Origin of the sequence: Bacteroides congonensis, assembly GCF_900130125.1 — a bacterium.
Taxonomy (GTDB): Bacteria; Bacteroidota; Bacteroidia; order Bacteroidales; family Bacteroidaceae; genus Bacteroides; species Bacteroides congonensis.
This window is the reverse complement of sequence record NZ_FQXY01000009.1, coordinates 22,778-41,900: the sequence shown is the minus strand read 5'-3', so window position 1 is coordinate 41,900 and position 19,123 is coordinate 22,778. Positions and strand designations below refer to the sequence as shown.

The 19,123-nt window shown below is 41.6% G+C and carries 18 protein-coding genes; 4 read left to right on the top strand and 14 right to left on the bottom strand.

Translation table 11 applies throughout. The features are described from left to right. Positions 1-22: 22 nt before the first annotated feature. The 4 genes from BQ7997_RS06865 to BQ7997_RS06855 all read left to right on the top strand — a co-directional run bounded on the left by BQ7997_RS06865 (position 23) and on the right by BQ7997_RS06855 (position 3,070). On the top strand, positions 23-721 hold the full coding sequence (locus tag BQ7997_RS06865) for a LytR/AlgR family response regulator transcription factor (RefSeq protein ID WP_073344928.1): 699 nt from the start codon (positions 23-25) through the stop codon (positions 719-721). Between the two features lie 366 nt (positions 722-1,087). Next, a complete protein-coding gene (locus BQ7997_RS06860) occupies positions 1,088-2,311 on the top strand; it encodes a tyrosine-type recombinase/integrase (protein WP_073344925.1) in 1,224 nt (407 codons plus the stop codon). A 97-nt stretch (positions 2,312-2,408) separates the two neighbouring features. Continuing rightward, entirely contained in the window at positions 2,409-2,579 is a 171-nt protein-coding gene (locus tag BQ7997_RS25690) for a hypothetical protein (protein WP_004313367.1), read from the top strand. Positions 2,580-2,620: 41 nt separating this feature from the next. After that, positions 2,621-3,070: a DUF5053 domain-containing protein gene (locus BQ7997_RS06855; RefSeq protein ID WP_004311570.1), complete on the top strand. Its 450-nt coding sequence runs from the start codon at positions 2,621-2,623 to the stop codon at positions 3,068-3,070. Between the two features lie 172 nt (positions 3,071-3,242). On the opposite strand, the gene BQ7997_RS06850 is transcribed toward BQ7997_RS06855, so the two are convergent. The 14 genes from BQ7997_RS06850 to BQ7997_RS06785 all read right to left on the bottom strand — a co-directional run bounded on the left by BQ7997_RS06850 (position 3,243) and on the right by BQ7997_RS06785 (position 19,121). Beyond that, positions 3,243-4,346, bottom strand: coding sequence for a putative phage abortive infection protein (locus BQ7997_RS06850; RefSeq protein ID WP_235817268.1), 1,104 nt, complete (start codon positions 4,344-4,346; stop codon positions 3,243-3,245). Between the two features lie 366 nt (positions 4,347-4,712). Further along, the gene (locus tag BQ7997_RS06845; RefSeq protein ID WP_073344921.1) at positions 4,713-5,207 is read right to left on the bottom strand and encodes a hypothetical protein; all 495 of its coding nucleotides are present in this window, start codon (positions 5,205-5,207) and stop codon (positions 4,713-4,715) included. 102 nt (positions 5,208-5,309) lie between these two features. Further along, positions 5,310-5,501 (bottom strand): hypothetical protein, encoded by a 192-nt coding sequence (locus BQ7997_RS06840; RefSeq protein ID WP_024987001.1) that lies wholly within the window; start codon positions 5,499-5,501, stop codon positions 5,310-5,312. Positions 5,502-5,670: 169 nt separating this feature from the next. Continuing rightward, complete coding sequence (locus BQ7997_RS06835) at positions 5,671-6,189, bottom strand: histidine kinase (RefSeq protein WP_073344919.1); 519 nt, start codon at positions 6,187-6,189, stop codon at positions 5,671-5,673. Then, positions 6,186-6,764 carry an N-acetylmuramoyl-L-alanine amidase gene (locus BQ7997_RS06830; RefSeq protein ID WP_008999356.1) on the bottom strand — a complete coding sequence of 193 codons (579 nt, stop codon included), beginning with the start codon at positions 6,762-6,764 and terminating at the stop codon, positions 6,186-6,188. Before BQ7997_RS06830 ends, BQ7997_RS06835 begins: the two co-directional genes overlap by 4 nt. Beyond that, on the bottom strand, positions 6,748-7,275 hold the full coding sequence (locus tag BQ7997_RS06825; protein WP_004311566.1) for a hypothetical protein: 528 nt from the start codon (positions 7,273-7,275) through the stop codon (positions 6,748-6,750). Before BQ7997_RS06825 ends, BQ7997_RS06830 begins: the two co-directional genes overlap by 17 nt. Beyond that, a complete protein-coding gene (locus BQ7997_RS06820) occupies positions 7,272-7,559 on the bottom strand; it encodes a hypothetical protein (RefSeq protein ID WP_004300312.1) in 288 nt (95 codons plus the stop codon). The genes BQ7997_RS06825 and BQ7997_RS06820 overlap by 4 nt, the downstream gene beginning before the upstream one ends. Positions 7,560-7,762: 203 nt before the next feature. Then, positions 7,763-8,041: a hypothetical protein gene (locus BQ7997_RS06815; RefSeq protein ID WP_004300310.1), complete on the bottom strand. Its 279-nt coding sequence runs from the start codon at positions 8,039-8,041 to the stop codon at positions 7,763-7,765. Next, positions 8,004-9,425 (bottom strand): RNA-directed DNA polymerase, encoded by a 1,422-nt coding sequence (locus BQ7997_RS06810; RefSeq protein WP_073344917.1) that lies wholly within the window; start codon positions 9,423-9,425, stop codon positions 8,004-8,006. The genes BQ7997_RS06815 and BQ7997_RS06810 overlap by 38 nt, the downstream gene beginning before the upstream one ends. Positions 9,426-9,439: 14 nt before the next feature. Next, positions 9,440-9,847, bottom strand: coding sequence for a four helix bundle protein (locus BQ7997_RS06805; protein ID WP_004300306.1), 408 nt, complete (start codon positions 9,845-9,847; stop codon positions 9,440-9,442). A 146-nt stretch (positions 9,848-9,993) separates the two neighbouring features. Continuing rightward, positions 9,994-10,803 (bottom strand): Lcl domain-containing protein, encoded by an 810-nt coding sequence (locus BQ7997_RS06800; protein WP_073344914.1) that lies wholly within the window; start codon positions 10,801-10,803, stop codon positions 9,994-9,996. Between the two features lie 25 nt (positions 10,804-10,828). Beyond that, on the bottom strand, positions 10,829-11,617 hold the full coding sequence (locus BQ7997_RS06795; protein WP_073344912.1) for an Lcl C-terminal domain-containing protein: 789 nt from the start codon (positions 11,615-11,617) through the stop codon (positions 10,829-10,831). 2 nt (positions 11,618-11,619) lie between these two features. Next, entirely contained in the window at positions 11,620-17,793 is a 6,174-nt protein-coding gene (locus BQ7997_RS06790; protein WP_073344909.1) for a leucine-rich repeat domain-containing protein, read from the bottom strand. 11 nt (positions 17,794-17,804) lie between these two features. Then, positions 17,805-19,121 carry a hypothetical protein gene (locus tag BQ7997_RS06785; RefSeq protein WP_073344906.1) on the bottom strand — a complete coding sequence of 439 codons (1,317 nt, stop codon included), beginning with the start codon at positions 19,119-19,121 and terminating at the stop codon, positions 17,805-17,807. Between the last annotated feature and the right edge of the window lie 2 nt (positions 19,122-19,123).

The window sequence follows — 19,123 nt, the reverse complement described above, 5'->3', positions numbered from 1 at the left end:
AAAACTTTAGATATAGAATAATATGGTATTACGATGTGCAATTGTCGATGATGAGCCTTTAGCTCTCAGCTTGTTGGAAAGTTACGTGGACAAGACTCCGTTCCTGCAACTGGCGGGAAAGTATTCCAGCGCGGTCCAGGCAATGAAAGAGTTGCCGGATGAAGAGGTAGATCTTCTGTTTCTGGACATTCAGATGCCGGAGCTTAACGGACTGGAATTCTCGAAGATGGTGGATTCACGCACCCGCATCGTATTTACCACCGCTTTCGGTCAATACGCCATAGACGGTTATCGTGTCAATGCACTCGATTATCTGCTGAAACCTATCTCATATGTAGATTTCCTGCAAGCGGCCAACAAGGCGCTTCAATGGTTCGAACTGGTGCAGAAGCCGGAAGAGATAGACAGCATCTTTGTGAAAAGCGACTATAAGCTAGTGCAGGTAGACCTGAAGAAAATCATGTATATCGAAGGGTTGAAGGATTATATCAAAATTTATACAGAAGACGTTCCCAAGCCTATTCTGTCACTCATGAGCATGAAAGCGATGGAAGAGCTTTTACCTTCCAGTCGTTTCATACGTGTACACCGTTCCTTCATCGTGCAGAAAGATAAGATACGTGTAATCGACCGCGGCCGCATTGTTTTTGACAAAACATATATCCCTATCAGTGACAGTTACAAGCAAGTTTTTCAGACTTTCCTTGACGAACGGAGCTAATGTTGGTTATTTTATCGGTGAAAATGCGATTTTTGTCGATTATGCTTTGTCAAAAGCCGTTTTATCCCTACCTTTGCAGAGAACAGAAAGGGATTGTGAAATTCCGAGAATAGAATAGTTTAGTTAAGTCTAGTTTAGTTTTTGTGTTGATCGGAAGCCTGCGAGCGAGCATGAGCTTCCGATTTTTATTTTATTGATATACAGAATATTAAAAGCACAATCGAACTATTTTTCCTATCAATTAGTAGTCTATAATAGAGAGCAAAAACGTCACTTTTGACGCTATAAAATGGTCGGATTATGGTCGGAAAATTTCCGGTTTAGAATCTGATTATAAGTAAATTACAATAGGATGTTAAAAAAATAATGGTCGAAAACGCCATTTTTATAACAAAAACACAAATTATGGCTACATTAACATTGGTAATAGTTCCCGCAAAAAGGTTATCAGACGGGACACACAAAATAAGAATTCGAGTCGCACACAACTCTGAAACGAGATTCATCACCACGGATATAGTGGTAAGGGAAAACGAGTTTAAGAACGGTAAAATAGTACACCGTCCAGACAAGGATTTTCTCAATACAAAATTACAACAGCTATACAACCTTTATTTCAAGCGATACATGGAACTGGACTACCCTGATTCGCTCACGTGCACGCAATTAGTCAAAATGATAACTAACCCGTTAAACGGAGAAAAGCATCGTAAGTTCGAAGATGTCGTGGATGAATATCTGTCCCAAATAGATGAAGAAGAACGTACCAAGACATACAAGCTCTATCGGCTGGCCACAAACAAGTTTATGCAATTCATCGGGAACGGTTCTCTCATGGAACATATTACCCCTATCAGAATGAACCAGTACATATCATGGCTCAAAAAGACAAAACTGTCAAGCACCACAATCAACATCTACATAACCCTGCTAAAGGTTATCATTAACTATGCTATAAAGATGAGATACGTCACCTACGATATCGACCCTTTCATCACAGCCAGAATTCCATCAGCCCAAAAGAGGGAAACGCAAATCACCGTCGAAGAACTCAAGACAATCAGGGACGCCAATTTAGAGCATTACAATCTCAACGTCACACGGGACATTTTCATGCTTACTTATTATCTTGCCGGCATGAACCTAGTAGACATACTAGCATACGATTTCCGGACGGATGAAATAAACTACATCCGAAAAAAGACCAAAAACACCAAAGAGGGGGACTCCCTGATTTCCTTTTCCATTCCCGAAGAAGCAAAGCCCATTATAAAAAAGTATATGAAAAAGAATACAGGGAAAATCATATTCGGGAAATACAAGAACTATACCTCCTGCTATAACCTGCTGGCCAGGAAAATCAGTCAATTAGGCAAGGTGGCAGGAATCAGGCATAAATTCACCCTATATTCAGCCCGCAAATCTTTCGTCCAACATGGATATGACCTGGGAATTCCTCTTAGTACACTGGAATACTGTATCGGGCAGTCAATGAAAGAAGATAGACCAATCTTCAACTATGTCACAATAATGAGAAAACACGCTGATAAAGCAATCAGGGAAATACTTGACAACTTGAAAAATGAATAATCACATATAAAATAAATCACTAAGAATTTGCATAATAACCAAATGCTTATTATCTTTGTAGTGTCAAATAAGAGTTCTTAATTTTAATGTTTAACTGATGAAAGATGAAGAAAAAAAAGAATTAGAACAAGAGTATGAGAATTTAAAACTTCTCGCTTCATTTCACGAGGCCTATGGGGTTCCTGAAAATGCCAAAGAACGGGAAGCGCTTATAAATGACATACTCGATCGGATGAACGAAATCCAAGAGAAATTAAAAAAGTTGTAATTAACATCCCTCCCTTCGGGGAGGGACAAACATTAAAAGCTATGATAGATTGGAATGATTGCCTGCCAACAAAAGAAATGCAGGCTGACTTTGAAAGATTCAAAGAACTAAAAACCACAGAAGAAAAAGAAGCTTTCAAAAAGGAAATGCAGGATAAATATAATAAACTACCGGAAGCCCAAAAGGAAGCCTACAAAAAAGCATCTGAAGCTGGGCTAAAAGCAACGGTAAATGCCTGCAATGATTATATAGAAAGAGCGGAAGAAGCCATATTACGTGATAAACTTGGAGAATTGCCCGAAGCAATCTCATTCAGTTATATTGCAAAGAAATATTTTGGTAAAAGTAGAAACTGGCTATATCAGCGTATTAACGGGAATATAGTCAACGGGAAAAAGGCTCGCTTTACTGACAATGAACTCAAAACGTTCCTGAACGCTTTGAACGATGTTAGCGAAATGATTCATCAGACATCATTAAAAATCAGTTAAGCTCTTATTTGACACCATCCCTGCATTGAGCCGATGCAGGGATTTTTATTGTCTAATCGAAAAATAATTGTATCTTTGCAACATCAAGATAATACGGACATAATTCGGATTATTTTGGTTTGACTTTGGTGAGGGGGTGGTTCCCCTCACTTTTTTATTTCTACCGAACATTCTATAGTATATTATTTTCTGAAAGAATCACATTGTACAATTTTTCCAACAAATCACTAGACATATATTCGTTTTTGTTTGCCTTTTGAAACAAGACTGGTGGAAAATGTATATATTCCATTCGGCGGAATACAGATTCATCATTTATCCCCTCTTTCAATCGCACATCTTTCAACTCAAGGTTATTGAACAAATCGGCATTCAAGTATAACCTTCGTGTCTCAATTGTTGATAATGAACTAAATGAGTTAAAAAACAACAACACAAGTTCATACTTTGACAGTTGCGCTCGAAATATATTCGAATATTTTAGGGGCGAAGTGAATTCCGAAGTCATTTCCAAAATATAATAAGCATTCCTAAAATATGTGCCAAGTTGATTTTTATATGGGGCAAAACAATGATCAGCGGCTTTAGCACAAGCTTCAGCTATGGGCTTGAAATTATTCTGTTCAAAATAGATCTTAATCGCACTTAAACAGAGGTAATCATAAGTGTTTATATGTACAGGATAAATATTAATCTTTCCTTTATGTATTCCAAATTCATGCTCTGAATAAATGTTGTTAATGGCAGCATTCAATTGACCATATATAAACATCCATTGCTCTTTAGACATATTTTTGGGAATAACCCTCCTTACAAATTCCTCTTTGGAAAAATTTTCAGGAATACCTCTTCTTATTTCCAAATAGAAAGTATGGTATAACTCTACATAAATCTGTCGATAAGTTTTATCTGGTGTACAAAACTCATTGTAAGGAGTTATTTTCCATTCAGATTGTTTTTCATCATATACCCAATCTATTCTTTTCACTTGCAAGGCATCCCGATATGAAATAAAAATCCTAAGCAACTCAAAAAAGACAGCTCTATCCTCGCTATTCAAGAATTGCTGTTTATTCTGTCTTAATGTAAATAAAACTCCGACGAATGCTATTAATCCTGCAATCGCTCCTAATAGACTTCCAAACTCACCCCAGTCGGTCTGTTTATCCGCAAACTTACCTTTGGTCTGAATAAAATAGAAAGCTAAAATGACTATTATAATTAATATGAGGATGACAGTTCCCCAAACGAGCCAACCTTTTACATTTCTTTTCATTCTTATCATAAATCAAAATCTAATAAGTTTTAAAACAATATTATCAATTCAAATATAATCATGATTTTGATAAATAAAAAATATTTCCAGAAATAATAGATTCCAAAGGTACTAAAGTTTGTTCTTATTTATCACAGCAAACAATATAATATAAGTGCTCACCAATTATAGCTATACTTGACTTAAAAGAAAAGTGCTCACTTTTTTATATCCTTACCGAACTTTTCAATTATATATTAGTACTATCTTATGTAACCCTTCTGGAGAGTTTGTTGATTCATGTGTTGTTGATTAGAAGGATTACAAAATAAAAGAGGTAGCCAAATTGTGGCTACCTCTCATTTTTTCTTGTACAATAATGAATTATTAATCAGTTTCTAAAATAACCGCATCTATTAATTTTTGCATATCTTCGATAAGATACAGAGGAACACAAACTATAATATCTTTCACACCAATGTATTGGGCCATTATAGCTCGATGTCTTCCTTCTTTTATGATGAGATCGTCTTGTTTCATCTCCAAAATAGGAGGATCAACATATTCTTTATTAAGCCATCTGTTTATAGTTCTGGCAAAACGAGATTCTTCAGGCCAATATCCATCAAATGTTTTGTTAAAAACCACATCATCCAAATTACTTGAATGTTCTATCAACTTTTCAAGATTACATCGCATAAAAACACAATTTGAACCAGGATATGCAGGATGATAAATTGGCCCTTGCATTTTTTCAATATTAGTTGTCCAAACAGGAACTATGTTTTTAAGTTCCTCATCACTCATTTCTCGACATTTATTCCTTAATAAAATATCTTCTTCATCTAAATCTTCATCATCATTTTTTTTCCAATCTTCCATAGTTATCACATTAGTTATAAAAAATAGCAATATTATGCTATGTTACAAAATACAACTACAAATTTAGAAAGCCCCGTATCCTTGAACGGGGCTAAATTCTAACTAATCATTTTCAGCTAATTTCCGAATAGCTTTTAGTCTTTCTTTTATAGCTAAAATTCTTTGTTTATCATCCGAAGAAGATAAGGATTTTAGCTCATCTTTAAGTAAATCGGCTTGTTGCCTTTCAAGTTCCCGAGCATCTTCCTGACTTATCGCTCCAAAGCCAGTAATTCTACAATTGTCATGTTCCATACAAATAATTATTTAAGTTAAACATTTGTATTCCGAGCAAAAAAATATGCCGGAACACATTTTCTTTGTATTCCGGCACGAAGGCACTTGTTTATACAGTTGCAAATATATATATTATTTCTCAAATATTGTATTTTTAACCATATATTTTTAATCAAGAATTGTATTCTCAACAAAATGGCTTCTTTCTTAATCCATACGCTAGCCAACAGATAATAATCAAAATAATTACTCCTATATAAACTTTATCTTTATGTAAATCCCACCAAGATAACTCGACTACCTTCTCTCTTTGATTTAGTAAAGCATTCAACTTGTTACTTATAGTATCAAGTCGATTCGAGAACTGCTGCAAAGTAATGGATAATGTTTCATCAACTTCACTCCGTTCTTGCTCCTGTTTGGAAGCGGTGGTAGTACTTTCTTTGACTAGATACTGTTTTCCGGTTGAATCCGGAAGCGACAAGTAAACTGTTTTATTCTCAATTTTCAGATCACTCAACTTGTCAGTAGTAACTTTCGTTTGCTTATTCACATCCAGCTGTAATGATTCAATTAAGTTTCGCAAATACAAAAAATCCCCTGAATAGTCAATCTGCTTTTGTGACTCAATGTTATGAGAAGTTTTGCAGGAAGTAAACCATATTCCTGACATCAGGAACATGGTTATATAGATTAGCATTTTCATACTTTCAGATATTTACAAATACCTTTCACATGAAGAGAGACAATAGTCCGTTTCCCCTCCTCTGACAGCAGGAAATCCACATCTTCTTTGTTATCCTGAAACAGATTCTCCGTCAGAACAGCCGGACACTTCGTATGTTTCAAGATATAAAAACTACTCTCCTTATCTGGATCACCGTCTGCCATATCCTTCCGTATTTTCATTCCAAACAAACATTCTTCAGCAGTAGCATACAGACAGTCAGCCAGCTTATCGGCTTTTGTCTGTCCCACACTGGTCCATGCTTCCCAACCACGTGCTTGCATCCAATTTGAACCATTACCGGCTGCATTGCAATGGATAGAAATAAGAATTGCTTCAGAAGTTTTATATTCATTCACTCGCCTACAACGTTCTGACAAAGGAACATCTATTTCCTCTTTCACGACCAGTTCCGCATCAATACCTAATTTACGCAATTCAAATACTACACGCCCAGCAATTTCACGGGTATAGGAGTATTCCCTTAACCTGCCATCTGGAGAACACTTACCCGGAGTATTACTACCGTGACCGTTATCAATCAATATTTTCATATCTTTCCTCTTTATCTAGTTCGTTTTCGATTCTATCAATAATTCCTTGTACATGTGTAGGCGTAGCCCGCTTAAATTCAAAACGTATTACATGGTAAATTATACGAAACCCTTTGTTTCTAGGATAAGCAATAATCAGATTCTTAAATGCGTTCTGAAGATATACATAAGAAAATACATACGTAATAGTCTTAATAACTAACAATGAGTTCTCACCATCTCCTATCAAGCTCATAAAGGAGAAGACTACTTCAATGATTATAAGATAGAGGAGAAGTTCGACCAAGGCATTTTTAAACTTATCCCACTTAAAGTTTTTACAACGTATAATTGAAACACCATCAGCCCTCATTCCGCACCAAATATTAAATCCAAACATTACAACTAATGCTATAAGAAAACCTTTAGTCGGCGTTAAATAAGCAAGAAGAGAACTGAACATCGAAACGAAAATAATTCGTATCTGGTCTACATTAAATAACTCATATAACCATCTCATAATATTAATCATAAAGTTACTACCAATATTGAAAACACAGTAATCAGCCCAGGAAGCAAAACAGTAGCTAATGCGTCAAGCCAATCAAAGATGAACCCGCACTTTTTCTGAATGTACTCAACCACTATTGCGGCAATGGCGGTTGTCGTTAAAGAAACAATAGCAGATTTACAGAAATCAATGCCTAATAGAAGGAAACAGAAAACAAGCATTACAACAAAGACGAACATCCCGGCTTTGACGTGTGCCGGTCGGTTAGATTGCAAAAGCCAATCATACAATACTTTTATACCCATACTCATAGCGTTTAATTATTAATAAAATATTCTGTATGGAACAAATGTATTGAGTATAATAACGAGTTTTACAAAAATGGAAAATCTTGGAAATCAATTCTATGATAAATATCTATAAAACAAGACATTATAATTTTCACTTTTTCCATAAATAAAAAAGGGATGCTTGATAAGCACCCCTAAACAACCAACAGATTGAACTATTAATCCGTAAACATATACACGGAAAGATCAACCTTTTCTATTTCGTCTGAAATTGTATCTCCATACATTGTTAGACACACCCGATAACGGTCAATACTTCTTTGAATCTGTTGCAAGGTAGGTTTCTCGGGATATTCCGAACTGGCAAAAGTTACCAGTTCTTCACCATTCTCACTGGTACCAACCACCCGGAAGTGATGACGTACAATCCAAGTTCCGTCCGGCTGTTGCTCGATAGGCTTAGCAATCCCACGCGGTAAGATATTTTTTTGATCCATGTTTTTTGATATGTTTAATTAGTTGTTTTCTATGGTTATATTTATTCTTCAATACAAACTTTTCAAAATGTCCTTCGATATAAACATATTCCCACCATTCAGGAAGCAACATCGCTGCAATTTTACGGCGGATATTGTACGTTGCAAAGTGTTTCATCAGGCCATAATAAGAGTTCATCGTACTCACAAACTTCTCAACATACGCTTCTGCAAATCCATTTTCAGCTATTCTATTAAATTTCCTGACAGCGTTATATGTGTTACCAACCACCCTGTTAGATACATAAATTCTACCAGGCAAAATGAACGCCCCTACAAACAAGACTCCTTTTTTATAATGCTGAAGATACAGTTTCTTCGGATGCAACCGTAAAAGGAGCTGTTCTTTCAGGAAACCATCAAGAAGATGGACTTTGGACAATATTTCTTCCGGAGATTTCACCACGATACAAAAGTCATCAACAAAGCGTACATAATATATGAATCCCAGTATTTCCATCACGAAATAATCATATACAGACGCCAGGAAGTTGGCTATGAGTTGTGACGGCAGGTTCCCGATAGCCACTCCCCTGTCAGGATCATTATGAAACAGACTTTTATTACTGGGAAGTCTGTCCCACATGGAGACGGGAGAGCGTCTGATACACTTATTTTGTGGACAATGAAAGATAGTAACGGCTAGAAGGTAAAGCAGACATTCAATATCATCGCCTTTATAATTGTCCCTTACGAATATGTTCAGCATTTCCCATACCAACGATTTCGAGATAGACATGAAGAAACTGAACAGGTCATCTTTGAAAATGTACGCATCGGCAGTATAATTCTCACTGACCTCGACTATCATGTTATTCAGATAGTGCACGGCAGACAGACATCCCTCACCTTTCCGGCAGTTCTTCGAGACGTTCCCTTGTTCCCGAAAACGTTCCTCTAAAATCGGCTCGATACGAAGAGCGATCCAGTGATGGACAACACGATCAATGAAAGCGGCGGCAAAAACCTCCCGATATACCGGGTAAGTCCGTATGAATACTTTTGAAAAGTCCGGTACATATTCACCGTAAATAATAGAATACCATAGCCGCACCAATGCAGACTGATAATCATTATAGAACTCAACACAATCCGTACTCGTTCTTTTCTGCCTGGCACAATCTTCGGATGCTTCGAAAATACTGCTAAGAAGTATGTCATAGATTATATTACCTGTTGCGGCGAGGGGACGAACCCGGTTCGCGTTCTGGCGGTTGTTCGTGTTGACGTTGCCGTTGTTGAAGTTCACGTTCCAACTGCTGGAAGCCGTTGCATCCGCTATCTTAGTCTTTCCCGGCTCATCACCGGGGGGATGCCCAATAAATAATTCTAATTGCTCACTCATAATCCCCTTGGCGATTATGACTCCGGCTTTGCGACTTGTTGCGATCCGTTAGCTTTTTGCCGTTGGAGATCTGCAACCGTTTTTTTGTACCAACCGGTACTTTGCTTACCGATGCTCTCTGCAAGCAGACAGATTTCGGCAGTTTGAGTCAGGCTGGTCAAATGTCGTTCTTCACACACTCTTAGCAGTAATTTCAATGCATCAAACTCACACAAAAACTTCATCAGATAATCTGCACGGTGCTCAAGGTTCATATCTGTATTTGCATAACGGATATATTCGCAACAATGAACGGCAAGCATCATCAACTCCGTACCAAATTCATACCGGAACGCCTTGGGGAATTGTTGCCGGGCATCAATGATAAGGTTCAGAAGCTTATACATCGAATTTGATATAGGAAGGTCTTGTGTAAGTGCCATGTTAATTTTTTAATATTTTAATGTATGTATTAGAGGGCGCAAAGTTAATAACTGTAAAGCAATTAACACAATTTTAGCTCAAAAAAGTGAAACTAAAAAGCCCCTGCCGGGGCTTTTATTTAGATAACTCTCTAAGGGATAAAGAATTAAAGGGATAAAGTGTTTATTGCGGCGAGGGGACGAACCCGGTACGCGCACTGGCGGCCGTTCGTGTTGACGAAGCCGCTGCCGAAGCTCACGTACCAACTGCTGGAAGCGTCGTATTCGGTACTAGACCAATACCAGTCGTTTGTAAATATATTTTGATTACCAAACATAGAAGTTATGAGCTCATTGATTTCGGTTTTATACTTGGCCATAAGCATAAGTTCACCCAGTGCGGGCAGGTTCCACACGGTTGTATCTTCAATTCCGTCAGATTCAAGCGTACAGGCTTTATAGGCTCTGGCAACTTCGGCGGCAGGGGCGCCGACAGTTCCCTGGGTGTCCTTGACGCCTGCAAGGGTTTCTATTATAACATCGGTATTTTCCTTGCCGTCAAAGGTATCATAGAGTCCTTGGTTACCACTGCCGTAGTTTTTCAGGCCGCGTAGGTCAGTTCCGTAGCCACCCCATTTGAACGTTTTATTGCCGCCTGCGTCAACGCAGTCGCTTTTGGCGATAATGAACTGGTGGCATTCGGCGCGAAGTCGGATGCCGATACGGATATACTTGGAGCGATTATTCGCGCTCATGGAGTTCCATTCGGAAGCCGTGAAAAAGACTTGTTCACCGTCTTCAATCCGGAGCGTAGCCAAAGAAAGGTCAAGAAGCGTACCTGACCATTGCATATATTTGGCGATGTCGCTTGCGGGGGTATTTTCATTGACGGTTGTAAAACCGATTGATTGCAAAGCTGCAACTTGGTCTTGTTTATTCAGGCGCATAAGCATTGCGTTAGCGATATTTTTATCCATTTTATTATATAATTTTAGGTTAATGCTATTCAGAAGCAACAGCTCTCACATGGAGAAGATTTGAATTTTTGTTTTGGTTCGTAATACGTCCGGTATTCAGTTCGAAAGTCCAGGCGGAATTATTATCCCAAATCGTACTTGACCAATAATACTTATCGGTCATCAGCATGGAATCACTGCTCCAAAAGGTACGCATCATCTCATTGATTTTATCACGGTAGCGGTACATCAGAAGCATTTGACCGGATGACGGAAGGAACCAGTTGGATTCGTCTTCGATACCGTCACTTTCCAAAGTGTAGGCACGGTAGGCGCGGGCGGCTTCGGCAGCTGGCGCACCGATCACACCACTATTATTTTGGTCTTTCAGAGTAGTGATAATCAGGTCGGTATCTTCCTCACCCGTGAAGCAGCCGTACATGGCACCCAGTCCTTTTTGGTTCAGGCCGTCTATGGCTTTGCCCTGACCGCCCCAATAGAAGGTAGTAGTCATGTCGGCATTATAACACTCCTGAGCGGCGATTACGAAGGAGTGTCCATGGGCACGGATACGAAGCCCACGTTTGATGTACAGTTGTTTGTTGGCAGCGGTTAGGGAGTTCCATTCGGCAGCGGTAAAGTATGCCTTGGAGTTATCAGAGATGCGGTTACAGGCAAGACAGAGGTCAAGAAGCCCGGCGGCCCACTTGATACGTTGTCCAAATTCAGATGCACGGGAATTCTCGGTGATATCCGAGAATCCAACGGCGTTCAGTGCTGCTACTTGTGCCTGTTTGTTCAAGCGAAGCAGCGTGGCGCTTTGTTCATTAGTCATAGTTACTTGTTTATTAAATCATTAATATCCATATTGTCTTCAGCAAACCGTTCGAGATATTCTTCGTAGGTTTCGCCGTTATAATATTCAAGGACTTCATTGATGTTGTCCAGCGTTACGTTATCGTAGTACGGTTCCCCGCCATAAGACTCATTATTGAACCAGTTGATCAGGTCGATGTAGGCATCTATGACGGTAAGGATGACAAGGCCGTCGATACCGGATTCAAGGGATTCGATTTCATCCGTTTCACGGATAACTGTCAGTTCATACGTGCCGTTGACTACCGGTTTATCCTGTCTGTTACCGTCCTCATCCATACCGGCGACTCCATATTCGAGAATGGCAAGAAGCTCGGAGCCGTCAGCCTTCAGGGTCATGTTCGAGATACGGAGCATGGAAAGTTTACGGGATGCCGCTTGTGAAGCGAGGACGTCACGGAGCATCTGAATGGCGTCAAGTTGAGGCGACGTTTCAAGACGCAGGCGTTGGACGTTCGGCATGGATTCTATTTGCAGGCCGGACGGGGCGGAAAGACCGGTATAGGTCAGTTCAGGAAGACCGACAAAACGGAGGCTTGTCATTGTTGGTGGAAGAGAGATGTCATTAATCGGAGAAGTCTCTGCAAGAGTGATGTTCTCCAGTTTGCTACCGGACGCATTGATATGGGCGATACGTGGGCATTTGTCGGTAACGAGCGTAGCGATTTGTGTGTTCCGGATATCGAGTGATACGAGGAAGGGCATTTCGCCGCAGTTCAGCGAGGTAAGCGGTGCGTAAGAACCGATGGATTGTTCTGTATGGGTGTCAGAGCCCAAGATAAGGGTTTCCACAAGTTGCATGGCGGAGAAGCTCACCGTACTTGACAGGGAGATTTCAGACAGGTCGAGCAGCTTCATGCGGTCAGCCTGATAGATATACAGCAAGGCGCCTTCCTCATGTGAGAAGTTGGTGAATACATATTCTTCGCCCGCTTCAAGGAAGCAGCTTTCGGAAAGGTTGCCGCTAGCGTCATTGCCGACACCGAAGTAACCGTTTTTAGCAGCGACAATCCGGATGGTGGCGTTTGATTTGGAAGATACGCGCCCGGAAATTACACCGCTGAAGAAATCACCGGTTTGGAAATAGCCGTCACGAATACGCCAACGTCTTTCGATGAAAGACGGAAGGGCGGTAAGTCCAAGACCTTGCAGGGCATAGAAGTAAATAGCATCAGAGGTGGCGGTATAGGAGATGTATTTCCGTTCACCGTCGTAAGAACTAACCAGTTTCTGCCATTTTTTGAGCCGTTTGTCAATGAAGAAATGCGTAGCTCCTTCGGGTGAGAACGGGTGCAGGGTGACGCCGTCAATGGTCGCCTGAACGTTACGCATGGCGGCGGCAACGGTACGCAGGGAGAGTTCCGTACCGGATGAGTCAGTCCACACTACTTGCTGGAGATAGATGTTATTAAACAGAACGGAGCCGTAGCCAGCATAAGGGTTAGTGAATGTTTCATCGCTCGTCCGGTTGGGGTCCACCTCGGCATCAACCGTGCAACCACCGTCGTTGTCCTTGCTATTGAGCGTATCGCAGTCATAGATTTTATTCAGGTACATGCGCATGGCATCCTCGGAGCTGTACACACCGTCTGTTACGGAAGCATACTCTTCCAAGAACCACATCGGCTGCATATTCTTGGCGCGTTGGTCAGTGGCGGCAAGGTAGTCGGTGAAGATGTCATAACTCAAGACACTTTCTGGGCAGGCGTATTTATACAGGTTTTCCTTCCATGTTCTTTGCCAGTTCCCGCCTTTGGAGTAATCGCAGGAATCACAGAAACGCAACCATCGGTAGAGGTTATAGGGCACTTTCTTACCCAAAGCGTAATCAATGGCGAGCTGGTCATCATCGACAAGCGATTCAAAGTAGTAAGTCCATGCCGGGAAGGTATCAGCAGAGATAGTTCCGTTATCCACGAGTTTTTGAACCCATGAGGACTTGTCCGTTTTCATGGCCATCATGTCCTGAACAGAACCGACGCCCTGAAACCAGTCCATACCTTGGTAGTTAAGAAGTTCGAAACCTTCAACCGGATTCAGGACGTCACCGGTGACATTCCATTTGCCGTTTTCATACTTCATGGAACCGGACTGCTTTTTCCATGAGCTGTCCTGATACCTCATTATCCGGTACGAACTACCGCAATACAGGGAAAGCAGGTACACGCTGTCCGTATCGAGTCCGTCAGTCTGTTTGAAGCGTATCTCAATTGCGTCTAAAGTTTCGTCAGGAGTACCAAAGAACTCTATGAAGTCACCATAATTCAGGCAACCTTTGTTATAGCCGGGGGTATCTTTGAAGCCGAGGGCGAACTGTTCCCCTTTGTCTTCTTTCCAGTTGCCTTTGGCATGGAAATAGACGTTTTGCAGGCTGTCATCCTTACACCGATAGGTGGCTACCGGGTGATTGGCGGTAGAGTGGTTCATCTGCAAGTCTTCGATATGCAAGTCACCGCTGTCAAATGTTCCGTCAAATGCACGTTGGACAGGTGTCATATAGTTACCACCCAAGGCACGGTATGTAACGTTCATCATTTCACAGGCGCCGCAGTCGTTCGCATTGCCGGAATCGGAGTAATCGACTTTTACGGTAATGACATCAACCGGGATTGTATTATCACCGACCTGTACTTTGTTGATGGCGGCCAAGGCTATTGCACGGCGTCCTTCCTCCGTCGTATCGTCCGGATTAAGTAGTATGATTCGAGTGTCCTTGTTTTTGCCTTTGCTCTTGGCGAGGTAGTAGCGTTTATTCTTGACCGGGCGTTTGGCAGAGGTGGTTCCCTGGTTGCGGGTTTGGACACTCATGGCCTTGAAGTTACGCCACGGGCGTTCGGGGTCAAAGTAATAGAGCGTGATGTATATCTTCGTACTGGTGGAAGTGGTGCCGTCCAGTGCTTCTATATCGGAGCCTTCATAGGGGCATTCGACAATGTAAGGCATACCGCGTGAATAGATTTCGGCAGCCGACGGGCGGCTTTGGGTACTACCCTCGGCTGTCTGGCTTTTAAGGACGTCCTCAAAGGCGTATTCCTTCACCATTACCTCCGTATCGGTCAGACGGACAAGGTAGTTCTTGAACGCCTGTGCCCATTCCATATAAGAGTTCCAGGCCATCATGTAATAAAGGTACAAATCACCCAGCCTGCCGTCCATCGTTATATATTTGGTCTGAATCAGGGAGCCGCTGCCCGGAACATAACCAAGGCAGGCGACTTCCTCACCGTTGAGGAAGAGTTTCATCATAGAATATCGTGTACCGTCACGTTCAACGTAGTTGCTTGCAGGTTCAACAACCACGGCTACAGTTATCTTTTCACCCTGCCGGTAGGCGCGTTCTTCACGACGGGAAACACCATTGTTACAGAAGATGCCGACCACCCGGCCAGTGACATAGAAGCCGGCACCGGACGTTTCATCATAACAGCCAAGGAGCAGGGCGTCATCATTGGTCACGTTCTTGGAAGCGAAAGCGAACTGGATGGCGGCACCGTTGGATTCGATGGACGAACCGGCAAACGGGGCATGGTTTAATGACACGCCCACATTCTCGGCTACGCGAAGGCAGTTCTCACCCAGGAATGTGCCAAAACCGTTGGTAGTCCAGTTGGCACCGTCCACTTTCATTTCATAATTACCGCTGACAATGCTATGGTCGGTTTCCTGATTGGTACGGGATGAGAAGTCAAAGTTATAGATGGAGCCTTCTTTTATGGCGGCGTCAATGGCGGAACCGCTAACTGTCACCCGGACAGGTTCGCTGGTTACGTCCTTGCATACGGCGGTATAGTTGACCGTATCGGTGCCGTCAGCCTTGTAGCCCTGCAGTTGTTGTTTGACCTGATAGGTTTTGTTACGACTGGCAGCAATTTGTGTTACCTGCACGTCATTGGCTTTCACGCTGACGGGTAAAGTCATTTCCAACGGGTCATAACAAGCAACATCAAGTTCTACGGTTTCGTACAGTCGGACTACTCCACCGTTTTTATCATCGTATCTCAAGGCGACAAGAGGTGTGGAACTATTCGGGTCAATTACCATGACAGCCGTGTAAATGACATTTCCTTTCACTCCGGATGCGACATCCGTTCCTTGGATGCGCAAGGGATAGGTACCGTGTTCTAGGCCGAGGGAAGCAGGACGGATTACGACAGAGTGCGAGTAGTTGTCATTGACAACAGCGGTAGACAGGGATTGCCATTCACCGTTAATCTTGATGTCAACCTGGGCACTGATACCTTTATCAGAGGTATTGTTTCCGAACTTATAGAGTGGAAGGCTGAAACTTTCAGTTGTCGGAGTAAGCAGAGTTTCAGGGGTATAGTTGAGCACCTGCACACAGGTACAGGTAATATCAACAGCTGTTACATTGACATTCTTGGAACCGGTGTTGCCGCTTTCGTCAGTGGCTATCAGCTTGAATTTCCGAGTACCGGCAGCCGTAAAGTATGCGGTGAAGTCCAGTTCAAAGGAGAAGTCCTTCATGTCACCGGAAGATGCTTTGTTGACGGTTTCAGTCCAGACGGTAAGCCCGCTTTCACGGTCTACGAGTTCCAGTTTCTCAATCAGGTTGTCAGAGGATTCAACACCGTTCGAGGTCACGGAACGAATGGCGGCAAAGGTTCGTAGCGTGGAGCCGTAAGAGCCATAGACAGGTGTCGACTGGAAAGCAATGGCAACAATGGTACCACCAGTTTGACCGCCGCCACCCGTGCCGATAGCGAACTGCACTTCATCGCCAAGGGTTTCACCGGCAGCGTTCTTCATCTGAAGTTTTACGATGCCTTCTGTTTCAACGTTTACGTCGAGGTTGGCCGGAACATAGGCATAGGCGCCACCAGTTGAAAAGGCGTCCTTTCCCCCTTCCGCCGGTTCATCGGAAGTTTCAACAACGGAACCGCCGCCACCATTCCCGAAGGGTTTCCAAAGAGAAGGGGTCGCAAAATCGGACACGGCACCCTGGAATTGCCGGGTTTCCATTTCATACTCGCCTGTTTTGTAAGTGATGATGAGACCCGTTCGCTCATAATTGATACCTGATTCCTGTTGATAGGACACTATAGCAGCAATGGCTGTTTCAAGGGTATAATAGCCATTTGATAATGGTGCAATTTCATCGACAATGACGACTGGGTGTGTCACATCGTCGTCAGGCGTACCGTTCTTCATATCCTCAAGGGCTTGCTTATCCTCGGCGGACAAAAGGCCGGCTTGTTCAAGGGTAGCAGAAGGCAGACGGAAGCTGTCATCCGTTTCTTTACCGGTTGTTTTGGACACTTTCTTAAAATACACATTGAGATAGGAAGCGTCAGACAGGACGGAGAAAGAACCCGGTTTGATTATATCGGAAGGGATATTTTTCATTGTATCTTCCAAAGACTTTCCACGGTTGCCGGGGAAAGCTTCTTCTTCACCTTCCCCAAGAGACAACGGTTCAGGCAGACATTCAGAAGGAACTTTACTTTCTTCGTTCAAAGGAGCGATACCGTTCGCTTTCCCTATTCTTTCCTCAAAGTCACTAATTACAGAAGTCCATTTGTCCCATGTAACACTCCCACCGGAAACAATACCGATTCGTGAGATAGTACAAACTGTACCCAAATACACACCTTCGGCATTGTCTGACATGGTAGCCAGTTGTATACACGAAGTGAATGATTGACAAACCCTATCAAGTTCCAACCGTTCAATCTGTATATTTACAGGAATCTTAGACGAATCAACAGACAAAATACACCGATAATTCCCAATAGAAGAATCACCGGAATACATTGTTTTCAATTTATCCTTAAAGCTACCAATAGCAGTAAAAGTACCGATACTCTTAAATGGGTCAGTCAAAGGGCTGGATTTATCAGACACTCCTGTTAAACGTTTCAACAACTCGGTGTCTCCATCCGACAAATCTTTCGCAATCTTATTGACATTCTTCACTAATGCATCAAAATCACCATTCACCATTTTAGCAATGGTGCTTGAAAGTAAATCAATAGATATCTTCCGACCACCACTAACCTCAACATACATATCTTTAGATAACTCGGTTGTATCAGTCAGTTGCTCTATTGTAAGACTGTTTGTTTTCAACGCTTGCAGCACAAGGCTAACAATCTGTTGTTTTTCTGTTTCTGTCATAATTCTCATTTTTAATCATTTTCATATACCCATACAAGCTCAATGGTCATACCAATATTATCTATATCGCAGTCATAGACATTATCAAGATAAAGTTGGAACTCCTTCAGAGCACCAATATCTCCACCGTTAATTCCTTTCAAAACACATACACCATCCCTACTGATTACACTCCCTTCAATGAGGTTACTGTACGAATCTCCTTTATTATATAGTACAGCACGCAAATTTATCGAACCGTTATCCAAATCGTCCTTTAGTCTATCCAGTCCATTAACAATAAGCTTACCGTAACCTCTTCTGCCAATATATTTGTTGTCTATGTCAGTCGTCCTGATTGCAATCAAATCCCAGTATGAATTCTCGTCGCCACCTTGGTGATGAATACTGTTAACCATAACAGTAGTATCACCATTGATAGAAACTCCAACATTCTTAATAACCTTAGTCATGTTGATATACGCCCCGACTTCCGCGATTGCACTTTCTGAACCATACTTGATACTACGCATTCCTTCATCATCTGCCGTCCTATAAACACCGTTTGATACACATCTCATAGCAAGCTGGTTATTCCATTCCAGGACAGGATTTATAGTTTTCACCTTCTGCAACATCTGATTGAATACAAAACTCTTCAATCCTTCAATTTGCTGATTTAGTTCTGGAACATTACTTTCCTTTCTTGCATATCGAATACCATCAAAGTAGACGTAATTACAGCATAAAACACGATTCAGTAATTCAGCAAACCACACAGGGCATCCCATCCCATTTCCAAGCGTAAATAATACTGTTGTATATTCGTGGCTGAATAGTTCAACAATATCCTCATCAGCAGTCACAAACTGCTCATTATCCACACCGAACGTCCATCCGTTATCTTTGAAGCCGCCAGGAACTCGAAAATCAAAAAAGTATTGCATTCCATCTATCCACCATACAGCATCAAGACGCTGCTTATTATCTTTCATTGAATACTGGATAAGACTGGTTTCTGATAATTCACATTCATCGTCTGTAACTTTAAAAATCTCACTCGTATTCCCATTAATTGTTACAGTATAATATCCACATGGAAGCAGCGAAATATTATAGAAAAAGAGGATCTTATCATCATTCATCTTCCATGAGCTCAATGTTACAGGAGTAGATATATTACTTAAAAGATTATTAATGTAAACAATAGGAGCCTGTTCTTTGGGCGTTGAAATCAGTTCAATAAAAATCCTGTCTGTACGTGCGAATAACTGCACATATTTACTCTTCGCTCCAAACTTATCGGTAGACGGAGAAAAAAACAGTGGGGTAAACGGGCTTATAATCATAT